This window comes from Streptomyces sp. NPDC057287, assembly GCF_042667905.1.
Taxonomy (GTDB): Bacteria; Actinomycetota; Actinomycetes; order Streptomycetales; family Streptomycetaceae; genus Streptomyces.
Genome location: NZ_JBHUYV010000030.1, coordinates 1 through 19,295, shown reverse-complemented (window position 1 = coordinate 19,295; position 19,295 = coordinate 1). Strand labels below are relative to the sequence as shown.

The 19,295-nt window shown below is 72.3% G+C and carries 17 protein-coding genes; 6 read left to right on the top strand and 11 right to left on the bottom strand.

Going from position 1 to position 19,295, the window contains the following annotated elements:
• The first annotated feature begins 5 nt into the window (after nucleotides 1–5).
• Nucleotides 6–1,211, top strand: coding sequence for an ornithine--oxo-acid transaminase (rocD, locus tag ACFUNE_RS36175; RefSeq protein WP_383576985.1), 1,206 nt, complete (start codon nucleotides 6–8; stop codon nucleotides 1,209–1,211).
• A gap of 39 nt (nucleotides 1,212–1,250) precedes the next feature.
• On the opposite strand, the gene ACFUNE_RS36170 is transcribed toward rocD, so the two are convergent.
• The 3 genes from ACFUNE_RS36170 to ACFUNE_RS36160 all read right to left on the bottom strand — a co-directional run bounded on the left by ACFUNE_RS36170 (nucleotide 1,251) and on the right by ACFUNE_RS36160 (nucleotide 4,244).
• Nucleotides 1,251–2,432, bottom strand: a complete 1,182-nt coding sequence (locus ACFUNE_RS36170) for a glutathionylspermidine synthase family protein (RefSeq protein WP_383576983.1) — start codon at nucleotides 2,430–2,432, stop codon at nucleotides 1,251–1,253.
• A 7-nt stretch (nucleotides 2,433–2,439) separates the two neighbouring features.
• On the bottom strand, nucleotides 2,440–2,715 hold the full coding sequence (locus tag ACFUNE_RS36165) for a hypothetical protein (RefSeq protein WP_383576981.1): 276 nt from the start codon (nucleotides 2,713–2,715) through the stop codon (nucleotides 2,440–2,442).
• A 128-nt stretch (nucleotides 2,716–2,843) separates the two neighbouring features.
• Entirely contained in the window at nucleotides 2,844–4,244 is a 1,401-nt protein-coding gene (locus tag ACFUNE_RS36160; protein WP_383576979.1) for a PLP-dependent aminotransferase family protein, read from the bottom strand.
• 47 nt (nucleotides 4,245–4,291) lie between these two features.
• Here ACFUNE_RS36160 and ACFUNE_RS36155 point away from each other — a divergent pair, with 47 nt between their 5' ends.
• Both ACFUNE_RS36155 and ACFUNE_RS36150 read left to right on the top strand, forming a co-directional pair.
• A complete protein-coding gene (locus ACFUNE_RS36155; RefSeq protein WP_383576977.1) occupies nucleotides 4,292–4,801 on the top strand; it encodes a carboxymuconolactone decarboxylase family protein in 510 nt (169 codons plus the stop codon).
• A 138-nt stretch (nucleotides 4,802–4,939) separates the two neighbouring features.
• The gene (locus ACFUNE_RS36150) at nucleotides 4,940–5,677 is read left to right on the top strand and encodes an isocitrate lyase/phosphoenolpyruvate mutase family protein (protein WP_383576975.1); all 738 of its coding nucleotides are present in this window, start codon (nucleotides 4,940–4,942) and stop codon (nucleotides 5,675–5,677) included.
• A gap of 84 nt (nucleotides 5,678–5,761) precedes the next feature.
• Here ACFUNE_RS36150 and ACFUNE_RS36145 read toward each other — a convergent pair whose 3' ends face one another.
• From ACFUNE_RS36145 to ACFUNE_RS36130, 4 genes are all read right to left on the bottom strand, one after another.
• A complete protein-coding gene (locus ACFUNE_RS36145; RefSeq protein ID WP_383576973.1) occupies nucleotides 5,762–6,751 on the bottom strand; it encodes a malate dehydrogenase in 990 nt (329 codons plus the stop codon).
• Between the two features lie 176 nt (nucleotides 6,752–6,927).
• On the bottom strand, nucleotides 6,928–7,995 hold the full coding sequence (locus tag ACFUNE_RS36140; protein WP_383576971.1) for a DUF2690 domain-containing protein: 1,068 nt from the start codon (nucleotides 7,993–7,995) through the stop codon (nucleotides 6,928–6,930).
• A gap of 446 nt (nucleotides 7,996–8,441) precedes the next feature.
• Nucleotides 8,442–9,101: a DUF3017 domain-containing protein gene (locus tag ACFUNE_RS36135; RefSeq protein WP_383576969.1), complete on the bottom strand. Its 660-nt coding sequence runs from the start codon at nucleotides 9,099–9,101 to the stop codon at nucleotides 8,442–8,444.
• A gap of 19 nt (nucleotides 9,102–9,120) precedes the next feature.
• Nucleotides 9,121–9,999: a bifunctional methylenetetrahydrofolate dehydrogenase/methenyltetrahydrofolate cyclohydrolase gene (locus tag ACFUNE_RS36130; RefSeq protein ID WP_383576967.1), complete on the bottom strand. Its 879-nt coding sequence runs from the start codon at nucleotides 9,997–9,999 to the stop codon at nucleotides 9,121–9,123.
• A gap of 235 nt (nucleotides 10,000–10,234) precedes the next feature.
• Here ACFUNE_RS36130 and ACFUNE_RS36125 point away from each other — a divergent pair, with 235 nt between their 5' ends.
• Nucleotides 10,235–10,837 carry a hypothetical protein gene (locus ACFUNE_RS36125; protein ID WP_383576965.1) on the top strand — a complete coding sequence of 201 codons (603 nt, stop codon included), beginning with the start codon at nucleotides 10,235–10,237 and terminating at the stop codon, nucleotides 10,835–10,837.
• A gap of 66 nt (nucleotides 10,838–10,903) precedes the next feature.
• Here the strand turns inward: ACFUNE_RS36125 and ACFUNE_RS36120 are convergent, their stop codons facing one another.
• The 3 genes from ACFUNE_RS36120 to purN form a co-directional block, all read right to left on the bottom strand.
• Nucleotides 10,904–12,364 (bottom strand): DUF2079 domain-containing protein, encoded by a 1,461-nt coding sequence (locus tag ACFUNE_RS36120; protein WP_383577082.1) that lies wholly within the window; start codon nucleotides 12,362–12,364, stop codon nucleotides 10,904–10,906.
• Nucleotides 12,365–12,561: 197 nt separating this feature from the next.
• On the bottom strand, nucleotides 12,562–14,115 hold the full coding sequence (gene purH / locus ACFUNE_RS36115; RefSeq protein ID WP_383576963.1) for a bifunctional phosphoribosylaminoimidazolecarboxamide formyltransferase/IMP cyclohydrolase: 1,554 nt from the start codon (nucleotides 14,113–14,115) through the stop codon (nucleotides 12,562–12,564).
• Complete coding sequence (gene purN / locus ACFUNE_RS36110; protein ID WP_329232001.1) at nucleotides 14,102–14,758, bottom strand: phosphoribosylglycinamide formyltransferase; 657 nt, start codon at nucleotides 14,756–14,758, stop codon at nucleotides 14,102–14,104. The genes purH and purN overlap by 14 nt, the downstream gene beginning before the upstream one ends.
• A gap of 239 nt (nucleotides 14,759–14,997) precedes the next feature.
• On the opposite strand from purN, the gene ACFUNE_RS36105 reads away from it, so the two are divergent.
• Entirely contained in the window at nucleotides 14,998–15,930 is a 933-nt protein-coding gene (locus ACFUNE_RS36105; RefSeq protein ID WP_383576961.1) for a hypothetical protein, read from the top strand.
• A gap of 25 nt (nucleotides 15,931–15,955) precedes the next feature.
• Here the strand turns inward: ACFUNE_RS36105 and ACFUNE_RS36100 are convergent, their stop codons facing one another.
• The gene (locus tag ACFUNE_RS36100) at nucleotides 15,956–17,833 is read right to left on the bottom strand and encodes a DUF6350 family protein (RefSeq protein ID WP_383577080.1); all 1,878 of its coding nucleotides are present in this window, start codon (nucleotides 17,831–17,833) and stop codon (nucleotides 15,956–15,958) included.
• 149 nt (nucleotides 17,834–17,982) lie between these two features.
• Here ACFUNE_RS36100 and ACFUNE_RS36095 point away from each other — a divergent pair, with 149 nt between their 5' ends.
• Nucleotides 17,983–19,233, top strand: coding sequence for a sigma factor-like helix-turn-helix DNA-binding protein (locus ACFUNE_RS36095; RefSeq protein ID WP_383576959.1), 1,251 nt, complete (start codon nucleotides 17,983–17,985; stop codon nucleotides 19,231–19,233).
• The last annotated feature ends 62 nt before the right edge of the window (nucleotides 19,234–19,295 follow it).

Sequence of the window (19,295 nt, the reverse complement as noted above, 5' to 3'; positions counted from 1 at the left end):
ATCCCGTGTCGACCACGGAAACCGCCATCGCCTCCGCAGAAGCGCACAGCGCGCACAACTACCACCCGTTGCCGGTCGTCGTCGCCTCGGCGGACGGCGCCTGGATGACCGATGTCGAGGGGCGCCGTTACCTCGACATGCTCGCCGGCTACTCGGCACTCAACTTCGGGCACGGCAACCGACGCCTGATCGACGCGGCCAAGGCGCAGCTCGAACGCGTGACGCTGACGTCGCGCGCTTTCCACCACGACCGGTTCGCCGAGTTCTGTACGCAGCTCGCCGAGCTCTGCGGCATGGAGATGGTCCTCCCCATGAACACGGGGGCGGAGGCGGTGGAGACAGCGGTGAAGACGGCCCGCAAATGGGGCTACCGCGTCAAGGGAGTGCCGGACGGCATGGCGAAGATCATCGTGGCCGCGGACAACTTCCACGGCAGGACGACCACGATCGTGAGCTTCTCCACGGACGCCGAGGCGCGGGCGGACTTCGGCCCGTACACACCGGGGTTCGAGATCGTGCCGTACGGGGACCTCACCGCGCTCGGCGAGGCGATGACGGAGAACACCGTCGCGGTGCTGATGGAGCCGATCCAGGGCGAGGCCGGGGTGCTGGTCCCGCCGGCCGGATATCTCGCCGGAGTGCGGGAGATGACCCGGGACCGGAATGTGCTGTTCATCGCGGACGAGATCCAGTCGGGCCTGGGGCGCACCGGCCGGACGTTCGCGTGCGAGCACGAGGGCGTCGTGCCCGACATGTACGTCCTGGGCAAGGCGCTGGGCGGCGGGGTGGTGCCCGTCTCCGCCGTGGTGTCGTCCGCCGCGGTCCTCGGTGTCTTCGAGCCGGGCGAGCACGGGTCCACGTTCGGCGGCAATCCGCTGGCCTGTGCGGTCGCCCTGGAGGTGGTCGCGATGCTCCGCACCGGTGAGTTCCAGCAGCGTGCGGCCGAGCTGGGCGATCACCTCCACCACGAGCTGGGCCTGCTGACCGGCGGCGGTGCGGTGGAGGCCGTGCGGGGCCGAGGGCTGTGGGCGGGGATCGACATCGTCCCGGCCCTCGGGACCGGCCGGGAGATCTCGGAGAAGCTGATGGACCGGGGCGTGCTGGTCAAGGACACCCACGGCTCCACGATCCGGATCGCCCCGCCCCTGGTGATCAGCAAGGAGGACCTGGACTGGGGCCTGGACCAGCTGCGCGGCGTGCTGGCCGGCTGATCCCGGACGGGCCGGGGGTCAGCTCGGCCGGCTACCGGCTCAGAGGATGACGTGGGGCAGGAAGCGGGCGTACTCGTCCGTGATCAGCCCCGCCGATTCCCGGATGCCGAGCCCGGCGGACTCGTTCTCCACCACCCAGGCACCGAGCACTACACGATTGCCCGAGAAATCGGGAAGCGGTGCCAGCTCCTGGTAGCAGCAGGGTTCATCGCGCAGCACCGGGGCGCTGCCCGGTTCGTGGACGGTGACCCCGGCGCCCTCACGGCCGAGCAGCGGCTTGGCGACGTACCCCGCGGCCCCGGCCAGTTCGCGGGGGCCGTCGAGATAGGCGGGCAGGAGGTTGGGGTGGTCCGGGTAGAGCTCCCAGAGGATGGCCAGCAGTGCCTTGTTGGAGAGGAGCATCTTCCAGGCGGGTTCGATCCAGCAGGTGCTGCCGGTGCCTCCGCCGTTGTCGAGGGTGTCCAGCACATGGGGTCCGAAGCGGTCCGTCGCCAGCCATTCCCACGGGTACAGCTTGAAGCAGCTGCGGATGAAGCGGAGCCTCTCGTCGACGAAGCGGCCGGACAGCCGGTCCCAGCCGATCCGTTCGACGGAGAGCGCCTCGGTGGCGATCCCCGCCTGCGCGGCGGTCTCCCGCAGGTAGGCCACCGTCATCAGGTCCTCGCCCAGCTCGTCGCCGTCGGAGTGGGCGAAGTGCAGGGGGCCCGGCGGCAGCAGCGGGGCCTGGCGCCTCCACGCGTCGACGAGACGCTCGTGCAGGGAGTTCCACTGGTCCGCCCCGGGGAAGCGGTCCTCCATCCAGAACCACTGCGGGCTGGCGGCCTCCACCAGCGACGTGGGGGTGTCGGCGTTGTACTCCAGCATCTTGGCCGGGCTGGTGCCGTCGTAGCGCAGGTCGAACCTGCCGTACAGGGAGGGCAGTTCGGCACGGCGTCGCCAGGACTCGGCTATCAGGCGTGCCAGCCGTGGATCCGTGATGCCGAGATCGGCGAAGCGGTCGTGTTCGACGATGTGCGCGGCTGCGGCGAGGCACATCGCATGGAGCTCCTCCACGACCTCCTCCAGCGCCTCGACCTCGGGCAGGGAGAAGACGTAGCAGGCGCTCTCGTCCCAGTACGGGCGCAGAGATCCGTCCGGGTAGCGGGTGAGGGGGTAGATCAGCCCCTGCTCCTCGACGGTCTCCTGCCAGCCGGGGCGCGGCTCCATGGTGCGGCGTTCCATGAGAGCCTCAGCCGCCGCTGGAGCCGGAGGAGCCGAATCCGTCGCGTTCGACCGCGGACTTGTTGAAACTGCCGCCGGAGACCCGGTTGTTGTGGCTGCTGCCGCCGTAGTAGTAGGTGCCGTGGCCGCTGCTGTCCTCGCACTCGTAGTTCGGCAGGATCTCCTGGGTCACCCGATCGACGCATCGCTCGTCCGGTTCCGAACTGCACGCGGTGAGTGTCGCCGCGAGTACCCCCATGCCGCCGAGTACGACGGTGCTCGACCTGAGCCTGCGCTTGTCCATGTTGATCTCCCCGTGGTACCCACGCGCCGGCGTCTGCCCACCCGCGAACTGCCAGTCAGATTAGATGCACCGTGCTTGAGGCTGAAACCCGGTGTCGGCAGGTCCCTCCACGTGTTTCGGCACCCCGCCTACGGGAGCACCCGGCAGAGCGCGTCCAGTGCGCCTGCCCAACCACTGTGCGACGGCGTGCCGTAGCCGATGACCAGTCCGTCGCGCCCGGGCTCCGCGTCCTGGTGCCGGAAGCGCGAGAGCCTCTCCAGCGCGAGCCCTTGCCAGGTGGCCGCCTGGACGACCGCCTGCTCGGACCCCTCGGGGAGTTCGAGCACGGCGTGCAGCCCGGCCGCGATGCCGCTCACCCGGAATTCCGGTGCCCGCTCGGCGAGCGCCTCGACGAGCTGGTCGCGGCGCCGCCGGTAGTGCAGCCGCATGGCCCGCACATGCCGGTCGTACGCTCCTGACGTGATGAACTCGGCGAGGGTCAGCTGGTCCGGCACGCCGGACATCCAGTCGAAGCCGCCCTTCGCCTCGCACACCTCCTCCACCAGCCCCTCGGGCAGCACCATCCAGGCCAGCCGCAGGCCGGGCGCCAGCGACTTGCTCGCCGTCCCCATGTAGACGACCCGTTCCGGATCGAGGCCCTGCAGCGCGCCCACCGGCTGGCGGTCGTAGCGGAACTCGCCGTCGTAGTCGTCCTCCAGGATCAGTCCGCCCGAGGAACGCGCCCAGTCGACCGCCGCCGCCCGGCGGTCGGGGTGGAGCGGGACGCCGGTGGGGAACTGGTGGGCGGGGGTCAGCAGCACCGCGCCCACGCCCGGCGCCTCCCCCAGCGTCCCCGTCCTGGCTCCCAGCCCGTCCACCGGGATGCACGGGGTGGCCAGCCCCGCCTCGGCCAGGAGGTTCCAGTGGATGTCCAGCCCGTAGGACTCGACGGCCGTCCCACGCACCTGGTGGCGCCGCAGCACCTTGCCCATGAGGGTGAGCCCGTGGACGAACCCGGAGCAGATCACGATGCGTTCGGGGTCCGCGTACACCCCGCGGGCCCGCGCGAGATAGTCCGCCAGCGCGGTCCGCAGCTCGACGCGTCCCCGCGGATCGTCGTATCCGAAGGCCGCGTCGGGAGCGTTCGTGACGGCGCGCCGGGCCGCCTTGAGCCATTCCGTGCGGGGGAAGGCCGAGAGGTCCGGGGACCCCGGCATCAGATTGTGGACGGGGCGCCGCCTCACCGGCCTGGTCCTGGGGCCCCGGCCGGCGGGCACGGGCGCCGTGGCCCGCCGCGCGACCCTGGTCCCCGAGCCCTGGCGTGCGGTGAGCCAGCCCTCGGCCACGAGCTCGGCATAGGCGTCGGCGACGGTGTTGCGCGCGATCCCGAGATCCGCGGCCAGCGTCCGGGAGGAGGGCAGCCGGGTGCCGGGCGTCAGTCGTCCGCTGCGCACGGCCTCCCGAAGCGCGTCCATCAGCCCGCTGCGGAGGCCCGAGCCGATCGGCTCGATATGCAGGTCGGCACCGAAAGCGGCCCAGGAATCTGTCATGGAAGTGGACCATACCGGTGCGCCACCCGGCCGTTAGCGTCGAGTGCATGACGACGCACACGCATCACACGCCCACCGCCAACGCCCCCGAACACCCCGCCCGACTGCAGTGGGCCCAGCTCGCCCCCGACGTCTACAAGGCCATGGTCCGGCTGGACGCCGCGTCCCGTAAGGGACTCGACCCGACCCTGCTCGAACTGGTGAAGATCCGCGCCTCGCAGCTCAACCACTGCGCCTTCTGCCTGGACATGCACACGAAGGACGCCCTGGCGGCGGGCGAGTCCGTCGAGCGGATCATCCAGCTCAGCGCCTGGGAGGAGTCGCAGCACTTCTACACGGAGAAGGAGCTGGCGGCGATCCAGCTGACGGAGGCGGTGACCGTCCTCACCGACGGTTTCGTGCCCGACGAGGTCTACGCGAGGGCCGCCAAGCAGTTCGAGGAGGCCGAGCTCGCCCAGCTGATCGCCGCGATCACGGTGATCAACGCCTGGAACCGGTTCGGCGTGACCGCCCGGCTGACCCCGGGGCACTACACGCCCGGCGACATCAAGCACTGAGCCCCGGCCGCCCGCCCCTGCCGCCGGACCGGCGGCACCGAGCGCGAGCCGCCGGACCCGGGACGCCGGGCGCGGGCAGGATGAACGCCTTGCTCGCGCCGGCCGTGCCGCCCCGCACCCTTCCGCACCGGAGTCCTGATGAACGAGCCCGCATCCGTGTTCCGCGCCCTGCACCACGACCGTCCCCCGGGCGATCCGCTCGTCCTGCCCGGCCCGTGGGACGCCTCGAGTGCCCGCGCGTTCGAGGACGCCGGATTCCCCGCGCTGGCCACACCGAGCGCGGGTGTCGCCGCCTCCCTCGGCTACGACGACGGGCGGACACCCGCCGCCGAGATGTTCGCGGCGGTGGCCCGGATCGCCCGGGCCGTGTCCGTCCCCGTCTCGGCGGACATCGAGGGCGGCTACGGCCTGGCCCCGGACGAGCTCGTCGAACGCCTCCTGGAGGCAGGAGCGGTCGGCTGCAATCTGGAGGACTCGGCCGACGGTGTGCTCGTCGACCCGCACCGGCAGGCCGACCGGCTCACAGCGGTGTGCGCCGCCGCGGGCGGGCGACTCTTCGTCAACGCCCGCGTCGATACGTACATTCACGGGGACCCCGCCGTCACGGACGTGGTCGCGGAGACGATCGCCCGCGCCCGCCTCTACGCCGAGGCAGGCGCGGACTGCGTCTACCCGATCATGGCCCCGGCGGACACCCTTCCCGGTCTGGCCGCCGCCGTCCCGGTCCCGCTCAACGCCCTCGGCACGCCCGAGGGCCCGTCCGCCACCCGGCGGCTCGGCGAGCTGGGCGCGGCACGGATCACCTTCGGTCCCCAGCTGCAGCGCAGGTCCGCTGAAGCCGTGCGAGGCCTCGCGGACCGGCTGCTCGGTCACTGAGCGCACGCAGGGCGCCCCCCGCAGCAGGTGGCTGCGGGGGGCGCCCTCGTACGGCTACGGGGCCGGCCGGTGGCCGGACTCCGGTCAGATCAGGCCGAGCTCGCGGACCGCGTCGCGCTCCTCGGTGAGCTCCTTCACCGACGCGTCGATGCGCGCACGGGAGAACTCGTTGATGTCCAGGCCCTGGACGATCTCGAACTTTCCGTCCTTCGTGGTGACCGGGAAGGAGGAGATGATGCCCTCGGGCACGCCGTAGGAGCCGTCCGACGGGATACCCATCGAGGTCCAGTCGCCCTCGGCGGTGCCGTTGACCCAGGTGTGCACGTGGTCGATGGCGGCGTTGGCGGCCGAGGCGGCCGAGGACGCGCCACGGGCCTCGATGATCGCGGCGCCGCGCTTGGCGACGGTCGGGATGAAGGTGTCGGCCAGCCATGCCTCGTCGTTGACGACCTCGGCGGCGTTCTTGCCGGCGATCTCCGCGTGGAAGATGTCCGGGTACTGGGTCGCCGAGTGGTTACCCCAGATCGTCAGCCGCTTGATGTCGGAGACGGCGGCACCGGTCCTGGCGGCCAGCTGCGAGATCGCGCGGTTGTGGTCCAGGCGGGTCATCGCGGTGAAGCGCTCGGCCGGTACGTCCGGGGCGGCGGCCTGGGCGATGAGGGCGTTGGTGTTGGCCGGGTTGCCGACGACGAGGACCTTGATGTCGTCCGCGGCGTTGTCGTTGATGGCCTTGCCCTGCGGCTTGAAGATGCCGCCGTTGGCGGACAGCAGGTCGCCGCGCTCCATGCCCTTGGTGCGCGGGCGGGCGCCGACCAGGAGGGCGACGTTGGCGCCGGCGAAGCCGACGTTGGCGTCGTCCGTGATCTCGATGTTGCGCAGCAGCGGGAAGGCGCAGTCGTCGAGCTCCATGGCGGTGCCCTCGGCGGCCTTCAGGCCCTGCGGGATCTCGAGGAGTCGCAGGTTGACCGGCACATCCGGGCCGAGCAGGTGGCCGGAGGCGATGCGGAAGAGCAGCGCGTAGCCGATCTGGCCGGCTGCGCCGGTCACGGTGACATTCACGGGAGTGCGGGTCATGGCGATCTCCGTTAGACAGCTGGCGGTGGGGGTCCCTGCCCCTGATGCTGGATACCTCTGAATCTTGACGTGAAGAGATATCCAGCGGTCAGGCTATCCGACCCTCGTCCCCCCGGCCGCCCGCCCCCCTGTGGGACCGCACACAGTCGATTACGCAGCGCAGCAGCCCCGTCGCGTCACTCCGGGGTGGTGCAGCCGGTCGCTCCGGAGGCGAGGGTGGCGCAGGCCTCGGCGTCGGAGGCCTTCTTCACGGCGACCATCGGGGTGTAGGCGTCCGCGTCGGCGCCGGCGTCCACGGTGCCGTCCTGCTCGGACGAACCGGCGGTGATCCGGACGGTGTCCCCCGGCGACGCCTGGACGATACGGGCCCACGCGGCCCCGCAGGTCCTGCTGTAGCGGACCTCTACGAGACCGCCACCGACCGTGGCCCTGGCGACGGTGCCGGCGAACCGGCCGCCGCAGCCCATGGCTTCCGGGTCCTGCCCGGCGCAGTCGGCGCCGCTGCACCCGACCCCGGCGGGGAGTCGCGGTGCGCTGGTGGCGGGCTCCGCGGGCGGGGACGCCGCCACCGCACCGGCGCCGTCGTCCCCGCCCGGGTCCGTGACCAGCACGGCCCCGGCCATCAGCAGGAGCGCGCCCACAGCCCCGGCGAGGAACAGGGTCTTCCGGCCGCGGCCGCTGCCCTGCCGCTCTGCCCGGCCGCCGTCCGCGGGGGTCGGGTTTCCGTGGGCATCCGGCGCCCGGCCCGGCTGTGGCTGCTGCGGGATCCGCGGCACCGTGCCGCGCTGGACGGGCACGGAGGGCGTACGTGCGATGCCTTGCCCCTCTCCCCCGGGAGCAGCGGCGGTGGAGACTCCCGTACCGCCGCCCGCACGCCTGCCCGCGGCGGGGGCCGCGGCCACGCCCGCCTCGCCGAGCGCCGCACGCGCCTGGGAGATCCTGATGGCCTCCATCGTCATGTCGTGGCGCATCTCGGAGCGGCTCCAGGCCCGCTCGGCCAGCTCCCACATGGTCGTCAGGTGGTGCTGCGGAGTGTCCGTCACCTCGGCGAGCGCCACGATCGCTCCTTTGGGGGCGAGCAGCCTGCCGTTGAGGTAACGCTCCCACGACGTCTTGCTGTAGCCGGTGCGGTCGGCGACCGCGGCCAGGCTCAGGCCGGTGCGGTCCACCAGTCCGCGTAACTGCCCCGCGAACTCCCGCATCTGCGGATCGAGTTCTTGCGGTAGCGCCTTCCAACGAGGCATTGCTTCCCCCCAGTCGAGTCCCCCGGACGACCCCGGCGCACCCCCGCCCCCGGCACGCCCTTCCCCCTGCTGCCGAAGCGGCCGTCAACGCGCTCCGATCCCCCAGAAGGATGCACGGACCCAGGATGCCGGTTCCGGACGAAGAGGCGCACGGGTGCATGAGGGAGGAGCGCGGGCTCCGTCGTACGCCGTAGGACGTACCGAGCCGGCTTCCTGCCGTTGGGTGACGATCACGGCGTGGCGGAATGGTCACCTCCGTGCCACAGGCACCAGGCGCCCCTTGTACCCGACACCTCATGTCCATGACGCTTGAGTCAGGACAGGGCAAGGCCGCTCAAGTCACCGCGTTCCGGTGCTTCTTGAACCGGCACCCGGTCCGGGGTCCGTCCCTTCTCGGGGGAGGGGACGGACACCCTTCGCTCACGGAGCGGCAGGGCCGGGGAGCCCTAGCGGATCGTGAAGTGGACCACGTCCTGCAGGATCGGCACCTGCAGCCACGGGCTGGGCTGCGCCATCAGCGCGAGCAGCACGATCAGCGTGCCCATCAGCCCGTACGTGACCAGGTCGGTGAACCGGGAGCGCACGGCGAGCATGCCGACGGAGGGGACCACCCAGCGCAGCACCGCCCCGGCGAGCAGGGCGATGCCCATCAGCATCGCTCCGATCCTGAACGCCTGGTCGAAGGCGTTGGTCCCCACGATCAGCAGCCCGATCCCGGCGGTGCAGAGCACCGAGAGCAACGGCCACTGCCGCGCGGGGGCGGGCGCGTCCCCCGGTGCCGCCCGGCCGCCGCCCTCGGGGCGGGCGGTGTCGCGGGTCAGCGAGAAACGGCGCGGGGGCGCCCAGGTCGAGCCGCCGCCCTCGGCTTCCGCCGCGGCCCCTTCCGCCGCGGCCCCTTCCGCCGCGGTTCCTTCCGCCTCGGTTCCTTCCGCTGCGGTTCCTTCTGCCGCGGCGACGGGTTCCCCGGAGGTCCCGGCCGCCCCGGGCTCCTGTGCCGCGACGGCCTCCCCGGCCCCCTCGGACACCCGGTCCTCCTCGCGGCTGCCCGCCTCCGCGGCCGGCCCGTCCGCGTGCGTACCGTCCGCCGGACTCGTACCAGCACCCATGACGCTCCTCAGGTCCGGGTCAGCCGGCGGACGTGGCGGAGGCCTCGGCGGCAGCGCGTTCGGCCGCCTCGACCACGTTGACGAGGAGCTGGGCACGGGTCATGGGGCCGACGCCGCCCGGATTCGGGGCGACCCAGGCGGCCACCTCGGCGACACCGGGGTGGACGTCGCCGACGATCTTGCCGTTCTCGTCGCGGCTGACGCCGACGTCGAGGACGGCGGCGCCCGGCTTGACGTCCTCGGGCTTGATCAGGTGGGGCACACCGGCGGCCGCGACGATGATGTCGGCCTGCCTGAGGTGCGCCGAGAGGTCACGGGTGCCGGTGTGGCACTGGGTGACGGTGGCGTTCTCGGACCTGCGCGTCAGCAGCAGCGGGAGGGGGCGGCCGATGGTGACGCCTCGGCCGACCACGACCACGTGGGCGCCGTTGATCTCCACGCCGTGCCGGCGGAGCAGGGTGACGACACCCTGCGGGGTGCAGGGGAGAGGGCCGGTCTCGTTCAGCACGAGCTTGCCCAGGCTCATGGGGTGCAGCCCGTCCGCGTCCTTCGCCGGGTCCATCAGCTCCAGGATGCGGTTGGTGTCGATCCCCTTGGGGAGGGGGAGCTGCACGATGTAGCCCGTGCACTCCGGGTTGGCGTTGAGCTCCCGTACGACCTCCTCGATCTCCTCCTGGGTGGCGGTGTCGGGGAGTTCGCGCTGGATGGAGCCCATGCCGACCTGGGCACAGTCACGGTGCTTGCCGTTCACGTACCAGCGGCTGCCCGGATCGTCGCCGACGAGCAGGGTCCCCAGGCCGGGTGTGATGCCCTGTGCCTTGAGGGCCGCCACGCGGACGGTCAGATCGGACTTGATCGCAGCTGCGGTGGCCTTGCCATCGAGAATCTGGGCAGTCATGGCACCCATCCTCGCGGATGACCCCGCCCGCGTACCAATCCTGGTCTGCCACGTGGACACGAGATTGCACTTGCACAACGCATTCGGCAATCAGCTGGACAAAACGCGGATGTCACGACGACGATAAGGCCCGCATCACTGCGGACAGTGTCGGGGGGACCACCGTTCAGATTGCACACGATTCCTCCGCCCGGGCCGCATCGTCCCCGCATATTCACAACGGAGGAATCTCGCCATGAGCTTCGGCGACCCCAACAACCCTTACGGCCAGCAGCAGGGCGGCGGGCAGCCGGGCGGGCAGCAGCCGGGCTACGGCTACCCCCAGCAGGCCCCCCAGGGTGTTCCCCAGCAGGGCTACGGATACCCGCAGGCACCGCCGGTCCAGGGCGGCTACGGCTACCCGGGCGGCCCCACCGAGATGCCCGGCGGCGTGAAGGCCGCCCGCGTCATGCTCTTCGTGATAGCCGGTCTCCAGGTCATCGGCGCGATCTTCGTCGCTCTCGCCGCGGCGGCCGTGAGCGCGGCCAAGGAGGACCCGACGCTGAAGGACGACGTCCAGTTCCAGCAGCTCGCCGACTACTCGGGCGCCGCACTCTGGGGCATCGTCGTCTTCGCCGTGCTCTGGGGCGTCCTCGCCGTCTTCCTCGGCGCCAAGTTCGGCAAGGGCGGCAACGGAATCCGCATCACCGCCATCGTCTTCGGCGTGATCACCGCGATCCTCGGCATCTACCCCTTCGTCGTGATGGGCCTCGTCCACACGGTTCTCGCGATCCTGGTCGTCGTCTTCGTGGCGAAGTCCGACGGCGGCGCGTGGTTCAACCGCCAGCAGCAGCCGTAGTACTGACGTCCCTGCGCACTCGCGCGTGAAGGCCGCGACACCCGCTCATCCGCGGGTGTGCGGCCTTCAGCCGTTCCGGGGCGCCGGCGTGGTCCGCTCCATGACGACGAACGAGCCCGCCTCCCGGGTGACCCGGTACCGCGCCTCCGGATGCAGCTGCTCGGCGTACTTCACCGGGTCGTCGATCGGCCGCGACCAGCCGAAGTCCAGGTTGATCGCGACGACGTCGGGTGCGGTGCCGGGGGCACCCCCGACCCAGTAGACCGTGCGGTCGCCGGTCAGGTGCGCCATCAGCGTGATGTCCGTCTCGACCCGCGCGCCCACCGGGATGGCCTCCAGCGCCTGCTCGGCGGCGTGGGTGCGGGCGTCGGAGCGGTACGTCTCCGGGCGCAGCAGGTCGCGGAGGGGCAGGTGCTGGGTGAGGGCGACGGCGATCGCCGCGGCCATCGGGACGGCGACGTTCGCGTAGGAGACGAGCCAGGGCCGCTTCGAACCCCGGCTGCGGCGGATGCCGTCGGCCATCGCCAGGAAGACCACGGGCATCAGGATCGCGCTGTAGTGCCAGACCATGCCCCAGTGATTGGAGTCCTGGGACAGCAGGCGCCAGCCGAGCGTGGGCACGACGAGCAGGATCAGCGGCGAGCGCAGCGCCATGAAGGCGGTGATGCCGACCAGGAAGACCAGCATCTCCAGCTTGACGGAGGAGTTGAACACGCCGAGGACGGAGTCGAGCAGGGAGACCTGCTGCCCACCGTTCTCCTCGATCTTCTTCCAGTAGTCGTACTGCCCCGCGCTGCTGGCCGCCGGTATGAGCACGAGAACGGTCAGGGCGAACGCGACGACGCCGAAGGCCGCCAGCAGGAATCCCTGGAGCCGCCGTCCGTACAGGGCGAGGAGTCCGCCGACCACGGCGACGGTGACCCCCAGGTCCTCCTTGACCAGGACGAGCGGCAGCGACCACAGGACGACCGCCCGCCAGCGCTCCATGAGAAGGGCCCGGCAGACCAGGGCCAGCAGCGGGACGGCGAGGGCTATCTCGTGGAAGTCGGCCTTCACCGCTTCCTGGAGCCCCCAGGACAGTCCGTACGCGACGGTGACGCAGAGGCCGGAGCGCCCTCCCAGCATCTGCTGGACGGTGCGCCCGACGACGACCGCGGAGGCGGCGAACAGCGCGGCCTGGGCGAACAGCAGCGCGAGGGCGGACGGCCAGATCCAGTAGAGCGGGACGAGGAGCGCCACCACGGGGCTGAAGTGGTCGCCGAGTATCAGGAAGCCCGGACCCTTGATGTCGACGACCGGGGCGTCGAACCCGGCGTACGCCCGCACCTCCTGCTCGAAGATACCCAGGTCCCAGGAGGGCGACTGGAAGTGGCTGAACCGCAGGTACCCGTAGAGGAAGTAGAGCGCGCACAGGACCGCGGCAGCGATCAGGTACGGGCGCAGGGGTGCCGGGTGCGGCGTGCCTCCGGCCGGGCCGGGCGCCTGCTCCCCGGGCACGTCGGTCTCACTCTGGTTCAGGTCGAGCACGGTGCCCCCGCAACGGAATCCCACACTGGTCACTGCCGGTCGCACCGGTACCGCTCGCTACAGCCCCGACAAGGCCAACCATTAGAACAGAGGAACGACCCGTCTTTGTACGCCGGGACGGGCCGCGGGCCGCACCCGGACGCGCCGCAGGCCGCACCGGGTCGGGTGCGGCCTGCGGCGGTGCTACGACCTGGCTGTCAGTGGAAGAAGTGGCGCGTGCCCGTGAAGTACATGGTCACGCCCGCCTTCTTCGCGGCCTCGACGACGAGCTCGTCACGGACGGAGCCCCCCGGCTGGGCGACGGCCTTGACGCCGGCGGCGGTCAGGATCTCCAGGCCGTCGGGGAAGGGGAAGAACGCGTCGGAGGCGGCGTACGAGCCCTGCGCACGCTCCTCGCCGGCCCGCTCGACGGCGAGCTTCGCGGAGTCGACGCGGTTGACCTGGCCCATGCCCACGCCGACCGAGGCGCCGTCCTTGGCGAGCAGGATGGCGTTGGACTTGACCGCACGGCAGGCCTTCCACGCGAACTCGAGCTCCCTGAGCTCGTCCGCGGAGAGCGCCTCACCGGTGGCGAGGGTCCAGTTGGCCGGGTCGTCGCCGTCGGCCTGGAGCCGGTCGGTGACCTGGAGGAGCGCCCCGCCGTCGATCGGCTTGACCTCGACCGTGGAGGCCGGGGCGTCGGGGCAGCGCAGGACGCGGATGTTCTTCTTGCGGGCGAGGACCTCGACCGCGCCGTCCTCGTACGACGGGGCGACGATGACCTCGGTGAAGATCTCCGCGACCTGCTCGGCCATCGCGACGGTCACCGGACGGTTGACGGCGATGACGCCGCCGAACGCGGACAGCGGGTCGCAGGCGTGCGCGTTGCGGTGCGCCGTCGCGACATCGTCCGCGATGGCGATGCCGCACGGGTTGGCGTGCTTGATGATCGCGACGCACGGCTCGGCGTGGTCGTAGGCGGCACGGCGCGCGGCGTCGGTGTCCGTGTAGTTGTTGTAGGACATCTCCTTGCCGTGCAGCTGCTCGGCCTCGGCGAGGCCGCCCTCGCCGGAGGTGTAGAGCGCCGCGGGCTGGTGCGGGTTCTCGCCGTAGCGCAGGACGTTCTTGCGCGCGTACGTCGCACCGGAGAAGTCCGGGAAGCCCGAGTCGTCGGCGGCCGCGTAGCCGTCGGCGAACCAGGAGGCTACGGCCACGTCGTACGCGGCGGTGTGCTGGAAGGCCTCGGCGGCGAGCCGCTTGCGGGCGGTCAGGTCGAAGCCGCCCTCCTTGACCGCGGCGAGGACGTCGGCGTAGCGCTCCGGGCTGGTGACGACCGCCACGGACGGGTGGTTCTTGGCGGCGGCGCGGACCATCGACGGACCGCCGATGTCGATCTGCTCCACGCACTCGTCGTCGGACGCGCCGGAGGCGACGGTGGCCTTGAACGGGTACAGGTTGACGACCACGAGGTCGAACGGCTCGACGCCGAGCTCGGCGAGCTGCTCGCGGTGGGCGTCCAGGCGCAGGTCGGCGAGGATGCCGGCGTGCACACGGGGGTGCAGCGTCTTGACACGGCCGTCGAGGCACTCGGGGAAGCCGGTGAGCTCCTCGACCTTGGTGACCGGCACTCCGGCGGCTGCGATCTTCCCGGCGGTGGAGCCGGTGGACACCAGCTCGACACCCGCCTCGTGCAGACCGCGGGCGAGGTCTTCGAGCCCTGTCTTGTCGTAGACACTGACCAGGGCGCGGCGGATGGGCTTATTCACCGACATGACCGAGATGAACCTTTCGTCCCTCAATGCGATAGCCGTCGCGGGCGAGCCGCCCCACGGCCTCGACGAGCAGCTTGCGCTCGACTTCCTTGATGCGTTCGTGGAGGGCGGCTTCGCCCTCCACCGTTTCCTCTTCGGTCACCTCGACCACGCCCTGCGCGATGATCGGACCGGTGTCGACGCCGTCGTCGACGAAGTGGACGGTGCACCCGGTGACCTTCACGCCGTACGCGAGCGCGTCGCGGACGCCGTGGGCACCGGGAAAGCTGGGGAGCAGGGCGGGGTGGGTGTTGACGACGCGGCCGCCGAACTCGGCGAGGAAGCCCTTTCCCACGATCTTCATGAACCCCGCCGAGACCACGAGGTCCGGGCGGTGCTCCGCCACGGCCGCGGTCAGGGCCTCGTCCCAGGCGTCACGGCTCGCGTACTCGCCGAGCTTGCGGACGAAGGTGGGGAGCCCGGCGCGCTCCGCGCGCTCGATGCCGACGGTGCCGTAGCGGTCCGCGCCGACCGCGACGATCCGGGCGCCGTAGCCCTCGGGGTCGTCGCCGATCGCGTCGAGGAGTGCCTGGAGGTTCGTGCCTGAGCCGGAGACGAGCACGACCACACGGGCCGGAGCGGCGGAGGGGGGCGGCGAGGCCACAACAGGGCCCTTTCTCGCGTGATGAAGCCGGTACGCGATGTACAGGAGGTGCGTTTGTATGGTCGTACGAAAGAAGCTCGCTCCGGGATACGGGGAACTCTACGAACGGTCCGACCGTCAGCAACGATACCGGCACACCCGGCGGCCCCCACGGGACGGGGGCGTGACCGGGAGGTAGCGTCAGGGGACAGGGAACCGCCCCCGGGCGGAAATGACGAGATGGGGAAGACGTTCACCACATGCCGGACCGCCTCCGCACCGCCCTTGGCCACCCACTGCCCGAGCGGGCATCCACGCTGATGCGGGAACGCCAGTCCTCATCACCGGACTCCTCGTCGGGCTCGGGTTCCCCTTCGGGATCAGGCTCCTCGTCCGGATCTTCCGGCTCCTCGTCCGGGTCGTCCGGCTCCTCCTCCGGGTCGTCCGACGACAATCCGTTCGCGGCCCCGCCCGAGGACCGTCCCGACCAGCCCTGGCAGCCCCGCCACCCTTCCCACGCGCCGGGGAACCAGAACAACGGCGGGAGCGGTGACAGCGGCGAGGGACAGTCCGACGACCGCCCGGTCTGGGGCAGTCAGTGGAGTGATCAGCAGCCCGGCCGTCAGGGCGGCGGCTTCGGCGGCCGTCCGGCCGGGACCGGTGGCCCGGGCGGCCAGAGCGGCGGGCCCGAGGGCAATCCCGGCGGGCTGCGCTGGGACCCGACCGACCCCGCCCAGCGGCGCGCCCGCTACGCGGTCCTCGGCGGCATGTGGGCGTTCTTCTTCGCCCTCTTCGACTTCCCCGAGATCGCGATGCTGCTCGGCGCCCTCTCCGTGTACTGGTCGATCAGCGCCCTCCGCGGCGGCCCGCGCAAGCCTCAGGCGTCCGGCACCGGATCGCCCGCGGCGGCGGGCACACCCGACCGGACGACCACTCCCCCGCCGCCGGGCACGCCCCCCGGAGCGGCCCCGGGCGCCGCGCAGATCAGCAGCCGGCAGCAGACGACAGCGGCCGTGAGCGGCCTGGTGACGGCGCTGCTGGCCCTGGCGATCGTGGCCACCGGCTACACGGTCCAGCTGGTCTACCGCGACTACTACACCTGCGTGAACGACGCGCTCACCAAGTCCGGCGCGCTCGCCTGCAACGAAAAGCTGCCCGACCCGCTGGAGCCCTTCTTCGGCGTGAAGAAGTAGCCCACCGGCACCACCGGAACGCTCGCTACGCGGTGCCTTCCCGGCCGGGTTCCGAGTGCCTCTGGGCCTCCGGAACCCGGCCGGACGTCGTATCGGGCAGGGGGCCGGACTCGGCTGCCGATGTCGGCACGTCCGCGGGCGCCGAAGCGGGCTCGGGTACGGGCTCCGGGACGGGCACTTCACCGGAAGCGGGTGCCGGTTCCGGGGCAGGCACTTCGGCGGAGGCGGAGACAGGCTCCGGGGCGGGCGCAGGCTCCGGGTCAGGCACAGGCTCCGCAGCGGGCACGGAGACAGGAACGTTCTCCGGAGAAGGCCCGGGCTCCGGGTCAGGCACAGGCTCCGCAGCGGGCACGGAGACAGGAACGTTCTCCGGAGAAGGCCCGGGCTCCGGAGAAGGCGGCGGTGCCTGTACGGGCTCCGGGGCCGCGGGGAAGGCCGCCATCAACCCGCCCGAGTTCTTCTTCAGCGCGGCCCAGCGGGTCCGCCTCGCACCGTCCTCGTGCCAGGGGCCGGCCGACAGGAAGTCGTACGGCTCCGCGTCGCCGCCCGCACTCCCGGACCCCTTCTCCGTGTCCGGCCCCGGCTTCTGATCCGGTTTCTGCTCCGTCTCCGCGGTCCGCGCCTCCCCCTTCACCGCGTCCCATCGCCACCCCCAGCGCCGCTCCCTCAGCCGCCACGCCCTGAGCAGCAGCGCCACCGGTACGCCGACGAGAGCCGCCCACGCGAGGGCTGCCGGACCCACCAGCCACCAGACGGGGCCGAATTCCGCGAGCGCCCTGGTGCCCAGCGGGCCGCCGGAAGCCGCCGCCAGCGCTGCCGCGCCCGCCCCGCAGCCGACGGCCGCGACTCCGGCCACCAAGGCCGTCGCCCCCTGTCCCCACGCCCCCTCGCGCGCCCCGGGCACCGGGGCCGCACCCCGTGCGACGAACCGGGCCACCGCCAGACCGGCCACGACCGGCACCGCGGCCGCCGCCCAGTTCGCCGCCGTGCCCGGGCCGTGGGACGGCACCGCGGCCAGCAGCGGGAAGTCCGGCAGCGCCGGCGGCCCGGTGAAGGCGAGCGGGGTGGCCAGGGAGGCCGTGCCGAGCGCGAATCCCGGCCCGAGGCCGTAGGCCGCGCCCCACATGGCCGCGTTCGGTACGAGCGCCGTCGCCAGCAGGAGCACGGAGACCCGGCCCGCCCAGTCGCCCGACAGCCCGAGGAACGACTCCCGCGCCGCTCCCGAATGCCACACCAGGGCCACCGCGACGAGCAGCGCACCGCCACCGAGCAGCGTCAGGACACCGGCGGCGGCAGACCGCAGCGCCACACCGGCCCCGGAGCGGAAGCGGGACCGGGCAGCCGCCTCCTGAAGTCTCAACGGCGCCCACACCAGCAGCGGGGTCAGCGGACGCCCGCGCCCCGCCCACACCCCCGCGGCGGCCGCGCCGGTCACCACGGCGGCGAGCGGAAAGGCGATCGAGGCCCGGTCGGCGGGCAGCGCGCCTCCACGCGCGTACGCGGACGCGGCCAGCACCACCAGCAGGTAGCCGGCGCTCACCGCGCAGAACGCCCCGGCCGCCGAGTGGCTCCTCTCACCCTTCCCGACGGGCTCGGCGGACTCACGGGCGGCCCGGTGCACCAGCCACACGGGCAGCACACCGAGCAGCAGCGGAACGGTCGCCACGGGTGCGGGGTGTCCTCCCACGGTGTCGGCCCTGACGAGCTCCGCCCCGTGGGCGAGCAGCCAGAGCCCGGTCGCCACGTGGAGGGCCTCACCCGGCCCGCTGTCCGGGTACGGGGAGCTGATCCACAGCACCGTGACCAGGACGGCCAGCGAGCCGAGGCCGAGCCCCGCCGCGAGGACTCCGCGCACGAAGGCGGAGGCCAGAGCGGCGGACCTGCTCCGCTCGGCAGGCAACATCGGGCTGCACTCGGTCACTTGGGTCACACGGCCATGCTGCCAACGACACGCGCTTATTTCGTGTAACGGGCGAATGGCCGCTGTGTCGCCCAATATACGTTTATGTACTTTTTCACCCAGTGCAGTGCCACCAGGGACGGAGGCCGGGCATGACACGGAGCACCACCGGTCCCGTCCCCGCCGACCCGTTGCCCTCCCCCGTGGAGCGCCGCAGGCTGCGCGAGGCCAGGGCACTGAGTGAGGAACAGGTCGCGACGGCCGTGGGCGTCACGCCCGCTGACGTCCGCGCCTGGGAAACAGGCGCCGCCGGCCCGCGGGGGCGCCGCCGCCGCAAGGCCTACGCCAGGCTGATCGGCTGCGCCGAGGACCGTCCTGCGCCGCACCTCTCCGTCGAAGCCACCGGGAGCAGCACGATGTCCCCGACCGAGCCCGGCACCAGCCCCGCCACCCGGACCGCGCCCGGCAGCCCGTCGGCGCCCGGCACCCCCGCACCCGCCGAGGGCACGCCCGCCCGGGAGGCCCCTGCCCCCGCGCCGCCCGGGCAGGACGGACACGGGACGCTCCCGCAGCCCCGGGAGGGCCTGACGGCCCAGAAGGCGTTCGACGCGCTGTACGACCACGCGGCCCCCGGACTCACCCGCCAGATGTATCTGCTGACGGGTCGTAGGGGACTCTCCCGGGAAGCGGTCGAGCACGCGTTCAGGATCGTGTGGCAGCGCTGGCCGGAGGTGGCCAGGGACCGCGATCCGGCGGGCTGGGCACGGGCGGCGGCGTACGAGTACGCGATGTCGCCCTGGCACCGGCTTCGCCGCGCCCACCGCCGGGCCGACTCGCTGCCCGAGGACCCGGCACGGCGGGCGCTGCTCGACGCGCTGCTCGGCCTGCCCCCCTCGTACCGTCGCACGCTGCTGCTCCACGACGGCGTGGGGCTGGGGCTGCCGGAGACGGCCGCCGAGACGGAGGCGAGCACCCGTGCCGCGGCGAACCGGCTGGTGCACGCGCGGGCGGCTGTCGTCGAACAGCTGGCCGATCCGCCGGAACCCGCGGACGCGGGCGAGGGGGGCCCGGATCTCCACGGGCGACTGAGCGCACTCGCCCTCGCCGAGGAGGTGCCCGCGCCTCCGCCGGCCCCGACGGTGCGGGCGGGCAGCGAGCGCATCGCGGAGCTCTGGACCCGGGCGGCGCTCTGCTTCGGCGTACTGCTCGTCAGCGCGACGGCCTTCACCCTGCACACCGCTCCGACCCGGTACGAGCAGCCGTTGTCACCCGCCCAGCGGGTGGGCGGCGTCCCGCCCCGGGGCGGGCCGGAGCAGCTGACGCCCCAGGACCTGAAGCTGCAGAAAGCCCTCCGGGGCGAGCTCGCGCACGGCCCGGAGCGCCTGGTTCCGCGCATTCCCTGACGCACTCCCGGACGCACGGGAACGGCGCGGGTCCGCACCCCCTCATCGATGGGGTGCGGACC